The following is a 13846-nucleotide window of genomic DNA, read 5'->3' as shown; positions in this document are numbered from 1 at the left end:
ACGAGATTCGCCTTAGTCTCGTGGGCTCGGAGATGTGTATAAGAGACAGCCCCAACGCCCCCTCCCCGCACAAGCCGCCCCTCCCCCCACAAGCCGAATCCAGCCAGATACCCGCCACCCGCACCGCCAACCCCCCGCCCCCGGTGGCCGGAATCCGCGCCCGTGAGGGCCGGAAGTGGCAGAAGTCGCAGAAGCTGCCCGTAAGCGGTAAAGAACACGCCACAAGGGGCGTGACATGCCGATTGGTATGCACCGAGAATCGCAGCACCACTACCCGCCCGTAACATGCGGAGGCACCCGGTGCTCAGCACGATGCAGGACGTACCCCTCACGGTCTCGCGAATTCTGACCCACGGCTCAACCGTTCACGGTGGGTCGGAGGTCATCACCTGGACCGGCGAGGGCGAGCCGCAGCGCCGCAGCTTCGCGGAGGTCGGCCGGCGGGCCGCGCGGTTGGCGCACGCGCTCAGGGACCTCGGAGCGGCCGAGGGGAGTGTCATAGGGACACTGATGTGGAACAACGCCGAGCATCTGGAGGCGTATCTCGCGATCCCCTCCATGGGGTCGGTGCTGCACACCCTCAACCTGCGGCTGCCGCCGGAGCAGTTGGCGTGGATCGTCAACCACGCCGAGGACCGGACGGTGATCATCAACGGCAGCCTGATCCCGCTGCTCGCGCCGTTGCTGACGCAGCTGCCCACGCTGGAGCACATCGTCGTCGCCGGCCCCGGTGACCGCTCCGTTCTGGAGGGCGCGCGGGCCCGGGTGCACGACTACGAGGAGCTGATCGCCGGGCGGCCGGAGAGCTTCGACTGGCCGGAGATCGACGAACGGGAGGCCGCGGCCCTCTGTTACACCTCCGGGACCACCGGCGACCCCAAGGGCGTTCTCTACAGCCACCGTTCGCTGTACCTGCACTCCTTGCAGGTCAACACCGCCGAGGCGTTCGCGCTCGGCTCCGGTGACATCGCGCTGCCCGTAGTGCCCATGTTTCACGTGAACGCCTGGGGGCTGCCGCACGCCGCGTTCATGGCTGGCGCCTCGCTGCTGATGCCGGACCGCTTCCTCCAGCCGGTGCCGCTCGCCGAGATGATCGAGACCGTACGACCGACCATCGGCGCCGCCGTACCGACCATCTGGCAGGGCCTGCTGGCCGAACTGGACGCGCGCCCACGCGACGTCGCCTCGCTGCACACCGTCGTCATCGGCGGCTCCGCCTGTCCGCCGGTCCTGATGCGCGGTTTCCAGGAGCGGCACGGCGTCCGCGTCGTCCACGCCTGGGGCATGACGGAGACCTCGCCGCTGGGCACCGTCTCGCACCCGCCGGCCGGGGTGGACGAAGAGGCGGAGTGGACCTACCGCGCCACCCAGGGCCGCTTCCCCGCCTCCGTCGAGGCACGGCTGATCGGCCCGGACGGTGAGCGACTGCCGTGGGACGGTGCCGCCGCGGGCGAACTGGAGATCCGCGGGCCGTGGATCGCGGGCGCGTACTACGGCGGCGCACACGGCGAAACGCTGCGCCCCGAGGACAAGTTCAGCCCGGACGGCTGGCTGCGGACGGGGGACGTCGGCACGATCACCCCGGACGGCTATCTGATGCTCACCGACCGCGCCAAGGACGTCATCAAGTCGGGCGGCGAGTGGATCTCCTCGGTCGAGCTGGAGGGGCATCTGATGGCCCATCCGGATGTGGTGGAGGCGGCCGTGGTCGCCGTCCCCGACGAGAAGTGGGGTGAGCGCCCGCTGGCGACGGTGGTCCTGGCGGAGGGCGTGAGCACCGGCTACGCGGAGCTGAAGGCGTTCCTCGGCGAACGGATCGCGCGCTGGCAGCTGCCGGAGCGGTGGACGGTGATCCCGTCGGTGCCGAAGACGAGCGTGGGGAAGTTCGACAAGAAGGTGCTGCGCAGGCAGTACGCGGACGGGGAACTGGACGTGACCCGGCTCGACTGACGGCGCAGGGCTGAGCAGGGCTGATGGGGGCACGGCTGAGCAGGGCCGATGGCGCTCGGTTGAGCAGGGACGATGGCGCGGCGGATGGCCGGCGCCGCCCGGCGGAGGGCGCGGGCGGCGGACGGACCGGGCGGGGGGAGGGTACGGGGCGCCGCGCCCTCCCCCGTCAGACGTTTCCCCATCAGACGTTCTTGAAAGTGCCGGTGGCCCAGAGGGCGCCGCCCGACGTCGGGCCGCCGCCCTTCCGGTAGACCACGAAGTTGCCGTCGTCCTGAAGCAGGGCGTGGGCGCCGGGGTTGCCCGCGGTACCGGTGTGCCACAGCCACTCGGAGCCGTCCGGCGGGCGGATGCCGAGGTCGCCGTCGGGCTCCATGCCCAGGGTCCAGGCGCCCTTGCCGGACGTCCCGCTGTTCCAGATGGCCTTGCCGTCGCGCTTGCGGTAGATGACGAGGTCGCCGTCGTCCTGGAACACCAGCCACACCGTCGCCGACTGGGCCCAGCTGACGCCGGCCCACATGTACTGGTTCGGGGCCGCCGGGGTGGGCGCGCACCGCGTCGGGGAGAACTCGCGTGTTCTGGTGGACCACTTGACCGTCATGCCGTTGTCACCCCAGACGGAGAGGTCGCCGTCGGAGGTGAGCCGCAGCTTGGCGTTCTTGGCGCCGTAGGTCTGGCTGTTCCAGAGGGCGCCGCCCGACGTCGGGCCGCCGCCCTTGCGGTAGACGACGAAGTTGCCGTCGGCCTGCATCACGGCGTACGCACCGGGGTTGCCCGAGGTCTTGCTCTCCCACAGGGGGTGCCTGGGCCCGCCCGGGGTGGTCACCGCGTAGAGGACCAGATTGCCGTCGGGCTGCATGACCAGGCTGGTGGTCTTGCGGAGACTGGTCAGCTCCGCCCCGGCATCGAGCCGCCCGTCGGCGCCCAGCACGGCCACCCCCGCGTCCTTCGGCGGCTCGCAGTCGACCGCGTCGGCGGCCGGGACCGGCGCGGCGACCGCCACCGCAACCAGCCCCACCACCGCGGAGGCGGCGAGCAGCGATATGAGAGTGCCCCGGAAAAAGCGTCTGCGCATGGTTCGGTACCCCTCGTGTAAAGAATCCCTCGTTGCACGGGCCGATCATCGGCGGCCGGGAGGTCAGACCCGCCTGCCGAGGCACATTTATACACGGCAAAAGGGGCATAGGGCTACAGGTCGGATTATTTCCTGTGGTCTCCGTCCGGCCCGCGCCATGGGCGGCGTACGGGCGTGGCCAGGACCTGTACGGACCCTGGCCACCCACCTGAAAACTGTCCGCACGAAGTCGGCCCGCGCGAGGGCCCGGCCGCATGAAGGCCCGGCTGTGCGAAGTCCGCCCGCGTGAATTCCGCACGTCCGAATTCCAGGTGTCCGAATCCCGGGCATCCGAATTCCGGGCGTCCGAAATCGGCGCGCGGGAAACCGTCCAGGAAACCGACCCGTGAAATCAGCCGTGGTGGATCTCTCCGTACCGAAGCCGTTCGCGCCGAAGCGGTCCGTACAGGAGTCGTCCGTACAGCAGCCGTCCGTCCGGACTCAGCTGGTGCCGATCTTGGCCAGTAGGTCGACGATCCGGGACTGGACCTCCGCGCTTGTGGAGCGCTCCGCGAGGAAGAGGACGGTCTCTCCCGAGGCGAGGCGCGGCAGTTGGGCCGGGTCCAGGTCGGCGGAGGTGTAGACGACCAGCGGGGTGTGGTCGAGCAGCCCGTTGGCGCGCAGCCAGTCGACGATGCCGGCCCGTCGGCGGCGTACCTGCATCAGGTCCATCACGACGAGGTTCGGCCGCATCTGCGCCGCGAGGGTGACCGCGTCGGCGTCCGCGTCGGCCCGCGCGACCTGCATACCGCGCCGCTCCAGCGACGTGGTCAGGGCGCCCGCGATGGCGTCGTTCTGCTCGATCAACAGCACCCGGGGCGGGTGGAGTTCACTGTCGCGCGGGGCGAGCGCCTTGAGGAGTACGGCCGGATCGGCGCCGTACGCCGCCTCGCGGGTGGCCTGTCCGAGACCGGCGGTGACCAGTACGGGGACCTCGGCCGCGCCCGCCGCCTGGCGCAGCGACTGGAGCGCGGTACGGGTGATCGGGCCCGTCAGCGGGTCGACGAAGAGCGCCGCGGGGTACGCGGCGATCTGCGCGTCCACCTCCTCGCGGGAGTTGACGATCACCGGGCGGTAGCCGCGGTCGCTCAGCGCCTGCTGAGTGGCGACATCCGGCGCGGGCCACACCAGCAGCCGCCGCGGATTGTCCAGCGGCTCCGGCGGCAACTCGTCGTCCATCGGCGGCAGATGACGGTCCATCACCTCGACGGCGCCGTTCGGGCCGTCCAGCGGTTCGGGGCCCTCGCTGCCCTCGTCGGGCGCGGAGATCGCGAAGGCGCGCCCCGTACCGCCGTCCAGCAGATGCTGCGGCGGCTGGCCCTGCGCGGGCGACGGCTGCGGGGCCGGCGGCTGCGGGCTGCCCAGGCGCCGACGTGTGTCAGTGGCCGGGGCATCGGGGGCGCCCGTGCGCGCGCCGTCCTGCGGGGGCGCGGCGAGCTTGCGCCGCCGCCCCGAACCGGGGGACGTACCACCCGGAGGCGTACCGCCGGGCGGCGTGCTGCCCGGGGGCGGCGTCGGGTGCTGCGGGTCGTTGATCTGCTGGGCGAACGGCACGCCCTGCCCGAGCGTGCGCACGCTGAACGCCCGCCCGTGCGAGTGCCCCGCCGCGTGCCCGCCGTCGTCCTCGGCCGGCGGCAGCGGCTGCCCCGGCGCGGGCGTGGGGGACTGGGCCGCGGCCTGGGCCGGGTCGTGGAACTGGTCCGCCGGGCCGTGCTCGGGGTGCCGGCCGGGGGTCCGGTCCGCGACGTGGCCGGGGGCCCGGTCCGGCGGCTCCTCGGCGGGGCTGGGACGGCCGCGCCGGCGCCCCGTCGGGGCGGGGGGAACGGCTGCGGGGGGAACGGCCGCGGTGGGCGTGGCAGGAGTGGCGGGTGCGGTGGGCGCGGTCGATGTGGTGGTGTCCGTCGACGGGGCGATGCCGGGCGCCGTGCCCGTCGCCGTACCGGTCGCGTCAACCGGCTCGTTGGGCTGCGCCACCAGCCCCTCCGGGCCCGCCACGAAGGTGCCGGACGCCTCGGAATCGGCCATCGCGGCGGCCGCCCGTTCCTCGGCGGCGGCTCGCCGGGCCCGCCGCCCGTCGGTCGGACCGCCCTCCCAACCACCTTGCGGATCAACGGAGTCGGCGCCTTCGGCCGCGTACCCCTGCCGCGTACCGGCGGCCTCGGCCTCGGCCACGCCACCGGCCACCGGCCGACGCGCCCGGCGCCGCCCCGTGCCCTCACCATCCGGCGGACCGGCCTGCACGGGCAGCGCCGGACGCGACTGCGGTGTCTGATCCGCCGCGGCGGGCGGCAGCGCGAAGGCGGTACGCCCCCCGGCGGGCGACAACGCCTCCGCCGACCGGGCCACCCCCTGCTGCCGCCCGGCGGACGGCGGCTGGGGGGAGGTCTGCTGCTGGGTGGGGAACGGCGGCTGGGGCGAGCTCTGCTGCTGAGCGGCGGCCGACCGCGGGCCGGACGAGGCCGACGGGCCGGCCGGACCGGATGCCGGGGAGGACGCGGACGATCCGGACGACGCGGCCCCGTCACCCGGTACGGACCGTTCGGGCGCCTCGGCCAGTGCCCGGCGCGCCCGCCGCCCACTCGGCTGCACGGGCCCCAGTCCCTGCACCGGCCCCAAACCCTGCGGCTGACCCTGGGCCGGGTCATGACCGGGCCCCTGGCCCTGGCCGGGACCCTGACCGTGGACCTGGCCGTGTGCCTGATCCGGAGCCTGCCGCTGCCCCGGCGGACGCGCCGGTGCCGGGGCTTGGACCTGCTCCGGACCCCGGCCCCGCCCTTGGTTCTGCCCCTGGCCCTGACCCTGGCCCTGAATCCGTTCCTGACCCTGGTTCTGTCCCTGATGTGGCGCCTGGTCCGGCGTCGTGGCGGGGCCGTGCGGCGCGCGCGCGGGCGCATCGCCCGCGGCGGACGGGAGCGCGGGCAGCGCACCGCCCTCCGGCGCCCCCTGCCGGGCCCGCCGGCGTCCGCTCGGGGGTACGGCCTCGGCACCCGCCATGCCCGACGGCAGCCCCGCACCACCCGCGGCACCGCCGAGCTCACCGTTACCGGGAGCACCGGGAGCACCGGGAGCACCGGGAGCACCGGGAGCACCGGGAGCGGTGGGAAGGCCGGGAACGGCGGGAAGGCCGGGAACGGCGGGAAGGCCCGGCGCACCCGGCGCACCCGGCACGCCCGGAACACCCGGCACACCGGGATGACGAGGGTTACGGGGATCGCCGGCGTGCCCGGCGCGGCCGTCGCCGCTCCCGTGCCCCTCCCGCTTCCCCGCCCCGTCTCCGTCCCCGCCAGTACTCCCGCTCCCGTTCCCGTTCCCATTGCCACTGCCCGCGACGCCGCGCGCCGCGCCGGCCGCCCCGTCCCCCGCACCGGCCGCACCGCTCCCGGCCGCGCCGCGCGCCGCGGTCATGCCGGGCCGGCCCTGAGGACCGTGTGCGCCGGGCGCCTGCGGCCCCGCGTCCGCTACCTGCTCCGCGCCGGAGTGCCGCGCGCGCCGACGCCCCGTCGGCTGCGCACCGTCCGCCTGGGCCGGCACTCCCGTACCACCCTCAACACCCGGGCCGCCGCGCCCCGTACGCTGACCGCCCTCCGTGAACGCGCCACCGGGCCCACCAGCCGTACCGGACCCACCAGCCGCCCCAGGACCACCGGGCCCCCGAGAGCCGCCAGGCCCACCCGACCCACCGGATCCACCGGGCCCACGAGACCCACCGGACCCGCCATCATCACCATCCCGGCCCTCGCCACCGCGACCGCCCTCACCACCGGGCCCGCCGTCCCCCAGGTCACCCTGACCACCCGGCGCCCCCTGACCACCGCGGCCACCACGACCACCCGGCCCCCGCTCCAACTCCCCCTTACCGACAGCCCCGGCCCCGGCTCCAGCCGTCGTCCCAGCCGTCGCACCAGCCGCCGTGCCGGTCGTTGTCCCGGCCGCCTTCCCGGCCTGCTGGGTGCCACGCGCCCGCGCCGCCGGTACCGGCATCACCGTCGTCTCGTTCCCGGTGGCTTCGGTCGGCCGGTCCGACCCCGTCGGCGCGGAGCCGACGGCCGCCATCGGCAGCTCCAGCACGAACGCGCTGCCGCCCGCGCCCGGCGCCCCCGGCACCTCGTGGGTCTGCACCAGACCGCCGTGCTGCCGGACGATCCCGCGGACGATCGGCTCGTGGACCGGGTCGCCGCCGCCGTACGGGCCGCGCACCTCGATCCGTACGACATCGCCCCGCTGCGCCGCCGCCACCACGATCGTCGAGTCCCGGGCGACCGCCCCGGCCCGCGCACCCGCGCCCGTCCCCGCGTCCGTACCGCCGTCACCGGCCGGCATCCGGCCCGTCGAGTCCACGCCCGCCACATCCGCGATCAGATGCGCCAGCGCCAGCGCGATCCGCTCGGCGTCGACCACGGCCTCGATCGGCGGCGCGTGCACCGCGAACTGTGCACGGCCCGGCCCGATCAGCTCGACCGCGCCCTCCACGCCCGCCGCCACGACCTCGTCCAGCGACACCTTGGCGCGGTTGAGGCGCTCCTTCCCGGAGTCCAGCCGCTGATAGCTCAGGACGTTGTCCACCAGCGTCGCCATCCGGGCCTGGCCCGCGGCGAGGTGGTGCAGGATCTGGTTCGCCTCCGGCCACAGCTGGCCCGCCGGGTCGGACGCCAGGGTGCCCAGTTCGGCCGTCAGCTCGGCCATCGGCTCGCGCAGGGCCTGGCCCAGCACCGCCAGCAGCTGCGTATGCCGGGCGGCCAGCGCGTCGAAGGGGCGGCGGTCGGTGAAGGTCATCACCGCGCCGACGAGCTGATCGCCGTCCCGCACCGGCGCCGTCGTCAGATCGACGGAGACCGAGCGCCCGTCCTTCGCCCACAGCGCCTGCCCGCGCACCCGGTGCTTGCGCCCGGACTTGAGCGTGTCGGCGAGCGGCGTCTCCTCCCACGGCAGCGGGGAGCCGTCCGGCCGCGAATGGTGGATCAGCGGATGCAGCTCCTTGCCGCCCAGCTCGCTCGCCCGGTAGCCGAGAATCTGCGCGGCGGACGGATTGACCAGGACGACCTTGCCCTCGGCGTCGACCCCGACCACACCCTCGGCCGCGGCCCGCAGGATCATCTCGGTCTGCCGCTGCTGGCGGGCCAGCTCGGTCTCGGTGTCCAGCGTCCCGGTCAGATCGCGGACGACGAGCATCAGCAGCTCATCGCCGGTGTAACCGGTCCGGTGATCGGCGTACGCGGCCTCGAAGGCGGACTCGTACGGGGTGCGGCCGTCCTCAAGATTGGCGCTGGTCACCTCGACCAGCAGCTCCCTGCCGTCCGTACGCCGCGCGACCATCCGCGTCGGCTTCGTCCGCGGGCCCTGCATCTCCTCGTCGCGGCGGCGCATGGAGCCGGGGATGCGCTTGGAGTCGAAGGTCGGCAGCAGATCGAGCAGTCCGCGCCCCACCAGGGCCGTGCCGGGCGCCTCGAAGGTCTCCAGCGCGATGGTGTTGGCGTTGACGACCGTGCCGTTGCAGTTGACGAGCAGCAGCGCGTCGGGGAGGGCGTCGAGTATGGCTGCGAGGCGAGCAGCGCCTCGGGATGGCCTGCTGCTCACGACGACGCTTCCTCCTTGTTACCGCACCTTGCCGGCCCACCGCGGCGGACCGCTGGAAGGGAGTCTACGGGCACTTGCCCGGGGCGCGGAGGCGGATGACGGGGAGGTAATGCCACGGCCGGGTGCGACTCGCCGCACGCCCGACATGTGCCCCGCGTCCTGACCTGACGCGCTACTCCGTCACGAAGCGGTCACCGGAAGCAGCGGTTGGAAGCGGTTCCAGCGGTCGATCTCACAGCCGTTCGTGCGCCGGAAATCGGCGTTCACGGGGCGGCCCGCCCAGGTCCCGGTGACATGCGCGGTGGCCGGTCCGCCGTACATCATCGTGCACTTCGCACCGCGCGGCACCGGGGCGAACAGGTCCTTGCCCCAGGACGTCTGCCGGTCGAGCGCGTCGCAGGCTCTCGCCGCGGCGCGGTGCGAACCGCCGTGGGGATGGCAGTACAGCTCGAACGTGCCGTCCGCCTTGGCGGTACCGGAACGGGTGACGGTGACGGTGAGGTGGTCGGTGCCACGGCCGAGACGGCCCGCACCGAGCCCCGCCGCACTCACCGCGCCGCGCCACGCCTCGTCCACCGGGCCGGTCCCGGCGCCGTCCGTCGCGCCGGGCCCCGCGTCCGCCGCGGACCGGTGCGGCACCAGCGGGATCGGGGCGGCCGAGGCGGCCGGCACGGTCGTGACGAGGGCGGACACGGCGGCGACGATGGACAGGGCGGCGGTGGCCACGGCGTGGCGGGACGTCCGGCGGTGCGGCATGACGACTCCAGGGAGGCGGGGCGGGCGGTACGGGGTACCTACGAGCGGGGGCGCGCGGCTGCGGTCTCCGCGCGGCCCCGACTCTCCTAACGCGCCGCCGCCCCCGACGTTGCGCTGCAGGAACGTCTTTGCCGCGTTGCCCGCCCGGCGAGTACGGTGGGGGGCGATTGGTGACACCGCACTGAGCTGTGCCATCATTCGGACACACCACAGCGCGGTAACGCGCGTGGGGTGTGTGGAGGCGTCGCCTAGTCCGGTCTATGGCGCCGCACTGCTAATGCGGTTTGGGTCTTACCACCCATCGAGGGTTCAAATCCCTCCGCCTCCGCTCTCTTCGTTCAGGCCCTGGTCGTACACGACCGGGGCCTGAGTGCTTTCCGTGTGCCGTGTTCCGTGTCCGGCCCCCGCCTTCCGCGTACTGGCCGGCTGCCGTCCCCCTTCCCGCGCAGCTTCGCCCCGCGGCGTCCGGCCCGCGGTATCTGCTCCGCCCCGTCATCACCGTCTCGTGTCCATATCTGTGGGCTGTCTGTCCTCATAGAACAGGGCACCGGCAGCTGCCACGAGCCACGCTTGACCCATGGCACCCAAGACACCTGAGACACCTGAGACACCTAAGACACCTAAGACACCTAAGACGACGGATAAGTCCCACGAGACCCCCAAGGCACCTAAGCCCCCCGAGACGCCGCAGGCCGGAAGCGGCGCGGGCCCGGGAAGCGGCCCGGAACGCATCGGGGGCATCGCCATCCCGGACAGCGGCCTCGCCAAGGAGGCCACCGAACTGGTCCGCGACCTCACGGACGACCTGATCTACCACCACTCCCGCCGCGTCTACCTCTTCGGCGCCCGGCACGGCCAGGAACACGGTCTCGTCTTCGACCCGGAGCTGGTCTACATCGGCGCGCTCTTTCACGACCTCGGCCTGACGGAGAAGTTCCGCAGCTCCCAGCAGCGCTTCGAGCTCGACGGCGCCGACGAGGCCCGCGCCTTCCTGACCGCCCGCGGCATCCCCGAGGACCGCGTCCGCCTCGTCTGGGAGGGCATCGCCCTGCACACCACGCCGGAGATCCCGCACCACATGGCCCCCGAGGTCGCCCTCGTCACCGCCGGCGTCGAACTGGACGTCCTGGGCATCGGCTACGACACCCTCCCCCCGGAGACCCGCGACGCGATCACCGCCGCCCACCCCCGCCCCGACTTCAAGCGCCGCATCCTCCACGCCTTCCACACGGGCCTGGCCCACCGCCCCCAGACCACCTTCGGCAATGTGAAGGCCGACGTCCTGGACCGCTTCGAAGAGGGCTACACCCGCCCGAACTTCGTCCGGATCATCGAGGACTCCCCCTGGGACCAGTAACCCCAAGAAACTCGCTACGAGGGCGTTTGTGCAGGTCAGAGGCGCTATGTCGAATGGATTTCGCCTCACGGCGCAGGTCATGTAATGTTGTCCACGCAACGCCGACCGGAAAGAAAAACCGCCGGAAAGCCAAGCGCTCGTAGCTTAACGGATAGAGCATCTGACTACGGATCAGAAGGTTGCAGGTTCGAATCCTGCCGAGCGCACAGCAGGTTAAAGCCCCCGCCGGGTTCTCCGGGCGGGGGCTTTGTCGTGCCGTACAGCAGTGAAGTACAGCAACGGGTCAGTCGGCGCCGCCCATGGCGCCGGACAGCATCGACAGGGCTTCGCGCACCGCTTCGTCATCCGCTTCCGCGTAGACCTCCATCGTCATCGCGATCTGCGAGTGGCGGAGGATGCGCTGAGCCACCTTGGGGTGGACCTTCAGGAGGACCAGCAGTGCGGCGCAGGTGTGCCGGGTGTTCCGCAGCGGGATGACCCGGAGGCCGGCGCGGCGAGCGCGCAGCGCGAACATTCGGGTGAGGTTCCCCGGCTCGATCGGCGTGCCGTACTTCGTCGTGAAGATCAGGTCATGGCTGTCCTGCCAGAGGGCGCCGGCAGCTTTCCGGTCCCCGGTCTGCTGAGCGCGGCGCATCCGGAGAGCCTTGAGACAGAAGGCCGGCAGCGGCAGGAAGTCGTCCGACTCCTCCGTCTTGGTCTCGCGGTGGAGGATCTGATGCCCCGCCCGCTGGATCTGGTGATCCACGTACAGCTCGCCGGTCTCGAAGTCGACGGACTTCCAGGTGAGTCCCAGCACCTCGCCCCGGCGGAGTCCCAGGCACAGGACGAGCACCCAGGCCGCGAAGAGCGGGTCCTCGCGCGCCACCGCGTCCGCCAGGAACCGGCTCGCTTCAGCTGCGGACCAGGGCTTGATGCGACGGCGCCGGGGCTTGGGGACCTTGACCAGGGCTGCGACGTTCTTGCCGATCTCCTCTTCGGTGACGTCGTGGGTGAGCGCGGCTCGCAGCGCATCACGGGCAGCCTGGACGACGCGGCGGGACGGGAATGCCTCGCAGCACTCACCGGCGGCACAGCAGCGACGGCGGCCGGGAGCCCGCTTGGCATCCTTGCCCTGGGCGCAGCACTGGCAGATGCCGGACAGCTTGGTCAGCCATTCCCGCACATCGCGCACGGTGAGCTTGTCGAGCCGCTTGGGGCCCAGGTGCGGCGCGATGTAGAGCCGCACCGAGCCCTCGTACGACACGTACGTGAGCGGGGCGAGGTTGGGCTTCACGATGGACTCAAGCCAGTAGGAGAGGAAGGCGTCGAGCGTGCGGTGCCGCGTCGGCATCGGCCCCTTCTTCGCTTCCATGTGGAGCTTGAGCCACTTGTCGTGGACCTCGTCGCGGGTCTTGCCGTAGACGTACTTGCGCTTCTTCGTGCCGTCCGGGGTGGTGACCCAGACGTAGGCGGCGAAGCCGTTCTTGTAGGGGTAGATGGAGCCTTCGCCGTTGCCGCGCTTGCCGCTCATGCCGACCACTCCATCTCTGCGTCACGGGCGAGGCGTGCGATGTACTCGTCGACCCAGCGGGGGAGGATGCGGCGGTTGCGGCCGTCCTTGATGGAGCGGATCTCGCCGGTGAGCACGAGCATCTTGGTCTTGGAGAGGCCGTAGCCGAGCATCTGCGCGACTTCGGCGGTGGTGTGCCACTTCCTTTCGATGACTGTGGTGGTCATGGCCGGTTGTCTCCTTCGGCTTCGGGGCGGGTGTGTTCGTGGTGGGTGGTGGTGGCGAGCCAGGATTCGCCGGGGGTGAGGCCGGTGCCGGCGAAGGTCCAGTGGGAGAGGACGAGGGTGGTTTCGGCGGTGGTGGTGGGGGTCGGCTCCGGGGCGTTGGGCTGGGCTTGGAGGCGTTGCCATTCGGCGCGGGCGGTGCGGAGGGCGCCGAGGGTGGTGGAGTAGTGGCGAGTCTTGGTGGAGAAGTGGCCGCGGAAGTCGAGCATGTGGGCCCAGGCGCGGAGCCGGAGGTGTTCGAGGTCGCGGCGTGCGCCGAGGGTCCATGCGGTGCGGATCATGTGGCGGGCGTGGTCATTGAGGTCGAGTTGGGCGAGTTCGGCGAGGAACTTGAGCGGCCGATCGAGGGTGCCGGTGGCTGTCTCGGCGCCCTTGGTGGCGTACTTGGCGATGTAGGCGGCTACCGCGCGTTCGGTCAGTTCGGTGCCGCCGTTGAAGTCCGCGGAGCGGATCGGGCGGATGTCGAGTTGCTTGCCGAAGGTGAAGGTGTGGCGTCTGCCGTCGACGGCCGGGCCGGGGACGGTGGCCTTGGCGGTGGCGGCCTGGATGGCGTCGGTCAAGAGGTCGGTGGTGGCCCAGGTCGGGGGTGGGGTGTTGCTGCCTGTGGGGCCATCGAGGCGGATGACGGCGTGGAAGTGGACGGCGCCGCGCTTTTGGTACTCGGCGACCTTGGCGAAGGAGACGCGGGCGTGGTGGCGGAAGGCCCGTTGGGTGAGGCCCGCTCGCTTGGCGATCTCCCGGCGCAGGTAGATCGAGAAGCGCCGCCATAGGGCGCCAGCGTGGGCGTTCCAGAGCACGGCTGCTTCGTAGTCGTACGTGTCCGGGTTGATCGGGGTGCCCAGCTCAGGTGCGCCGTCGGGGTGGAGGGTGCCGCAGCGGCAGGGGCGGACGGTTCTGCCGGGCCCTGTGGGGCGGTTGTGGACGGGGCCGAAGGACGGGGCGGTGAAGGTGGCGAACACGCGGGGGTGGGTGGCGACGTGTCCGGGGGTGCCTTTGCCGCCGCGGAGGCCGGTGGTGATCAGTTGGTAGGTGTCGCGGCGGTAGGTCTCGGCGCAGGTGGGGCACCGGGTGGTGCGGCGGTTGTTGCAGCGGACGAGGAGGTGGCCGGCGGGCAGGTCGGCGGCGTGCAGCTCGGAGAGGATCTGGCCGGTGGTGGGGTGGATCTCGGTGCGGTGGCCGTCGAGGCGGATGGGTTGGCCGCATCCGCCCAGGCCCCGGAGTTGCCGGAGCAGGGCGGGCATGGTGCCCAGGGAGGCCAGGGCAGCCAGGTGCTTGATCGGAGGTGTGGTGCGGGCGGGCATCAGGCGGTCTCCTTGGCTAGTTGT

9 protein-coding genes and 2 tRNA genes are annotated in these 13846 nt (G+C 72.5%); 5 read left to right on the top strand and 6 right to left on the bottom strand.

The window, feature by feature from the left end; all coding sequences use genetic code 11:
* Positions 1-300: 300 nt before the first annotated feature.
* Complete coding sequence (locus IH09_RS33760) at positions 301-1950, top strand: long-chain-fatty-acid--CoA ligase (protein ID WP_052861371.1); 1650 nt, start codon at positions 301-303, stop codon at positions 1948-1950.
* A gap of 181 nt (positions 1951-2131) precedes the next feature.
* On the opposite strand, the gene IH09_RS33755 is transcribed toward IH09_RS33760, so the two are convergent.
* The gene (locus IH09_RS33755; protein WP_052861370.1) at positions 2132-3022 is read right to left on the bottom strand and encodes a hypothetical protein; all 891 of its coding nucleotides are present in this window, start codon (positions 3020-3022) and stop codon (positions 2132-2134) included.
* 254 nt (positions 3023-3276) lie between these two features.
* Here IH09_RS33755 and IH09_RS40410 point away from each other — a divergent pair, with 254 nt between their 5' ends.
* Complete coding sequence (locus IH09_RS40410) at positions 3277-3411, top strand: hypothetical protein (RefSeq protein ID WP_275126148.1); 135 nt, start codon at positions 3277-3279, stop codon at positions 3409-3411.
* Positions 3412-3502: 91 nt separating this feature from the next.
* Here IH09_RS40410 and IH09_RS40405 read toward each other — a convergent pair whose 3' ends face one another.
* Both IH09_RS40405 and IH09_RS33745 read right to left on the bottom strand, forming a co-directional pair.
* Positions 3503-8635 (bottom strand): PAS domain-containing protein, encoded by a 5133-nt coding sequence (locus IH09_RS40405; protein ID WP_318279642.1) that lies wholly within the window; start codon positions 8633-8635, stop codon positions 3503-3505.
* 180 nt (positions 8636-8815) lie between these two features.
* Positions 8816-9391, bottom strand: coding sequence for an SSI family serine proteinase inhibitor (locus IH09_RS33745; protein ID WP_052861369.1), 576 nt, complete (start codon positions 9389-9391; stop codon positions 8816-8818).
* 237 nt (positions 9392-9628) lie between these two features.
* On the opposite strand from IH09_RS33745, the gene IH09_RS33740 reads away from it, so the two are divergent.
* From IH09_RS33740 to IH09_RS33730, 3 genes are all read left to right on the top strand, one after another.
* A tRNA-Ser gene (locus IH09_RS33740) sits at positions 9629-9719 on the top strand.
* A 249-nt stretch (positions 9720-9968) separates the two neighbouring features.
* Positions 9969-10748: an HD domain-containing protein gene (locus IH09_RS33735; RefSeq protein ID WP_110952763.1), complete on the top strand. Its 780-nt coding sequence runs from the start codon at positions 9969-9971 to the stop codon at positions 10746-10748.
* Between the two features lie 133 nt (positions 10749-10881).
* A tRNA-Arg gene (locus IH09_RS33730) sits at positions 10882-10954 on the top strand.
* Positions 10955-11031: 77 nt separating this feature from the next.
* Here the strand turns inward: IH09_RS33730 and IH09_RS33725 are convergent.
* From IH09_RS33725 to IH09_RS33715, 3 genes are read right to left on the bottom strand one after another with little or no spacing between them, the layout of a single operon-like run.
* A complete protein-coding gene (locus IH09_RS33725; protein WP_190233492.1) occupies positions 11032-12267 on the bottom strand; it encodes a tyrosine-type recombinase/integrase in 1236 nt (411 codons plus the stop codon).
* The gene (locus IH09_RS33720; RefSeq protein WP_052861367.1) at positions 12255-12464 is read right to left on the bottom strand and encodes an excisionase family DNA-binding protein; all 210 of its coding nucleotides are present in this window, start codon (positions 12462-12464) and stop codon (positions 12255-12257) included. Before IH09_RS33720 ends, IH09_RS33725 begins: the two co-directional genes overlap by 13 nt.
* On the bottom strand, positions 12461-13822 hold the full coding sequence (locus IH09_RS33715) for a replication initiator (RefSeq protein ID WP_110952762.1): 1362 nt from the start codon (positions 13820-13822) through the stop codon (positions 12461-12463). Before IH09_RS33715 ends, IH09_RS33720 begins: the two co-directional genes overlap by 4 nt.
* Positions 13823-13846: the final 24 nt, after the last annotated feature.

This window comes from Streptomyces celluloflavus (assembly GCA_000720995.1).
Classification (GTDB): Bacteria; Actinomycetota; Actinomycetes; order Streptomycetales; family Streptomycetaceae; genus Streptomyces; species Streptomyces celluloflavus.
Note: the sequence above shows the minus strand (reverse complement) of the source record. Positions and strands in the feature narration are given on the sequence as shown.

Coding starts and splice junctions, on each gene's coding strand:
- IH09_RS33735 (WP_110952763.1), top strand. CDS start 9,969: ATGGCACCCAAGACACCTGAGACACCTGAGACACCTAAGACACCTAAG.
- IH09_RS33720 (WP_052861367.1), bottom strand. CDS start 12,464: ATGACCACCACAGTCATCGAAAGGAAGTGGCACACCACCGCCGAAGTC.
- IH09_RS33755 (WP_052861370.1), bottom strand. CDS start 3,022: ATGCGCAGACGCTTTTTCCGGGGCACTCTCATATCGCTGCTCGCCGCC.
- IH09_RS33715 (WP_110952762.1), bottom strand. CDS start 13,822: ATGCCCGCCCGCACCACACCTCCGATCAAGCACCTGGCTGCCCTGGCC.
- IH09_RS40410 (WP_275126148.1), top strand. CDS start 3,277: ATGAAGGCCCGGCTGTGCGAAGTCCGCCCGCGTGAATTCCGCACGTCC.
- IH09_RS33745 (WP_052861369.1), bottom strand. CDS start 9,391: ATGCCGCACCGCCGGACGTCCCGCCACGCCGTGGCCACCGCCGCCCTG.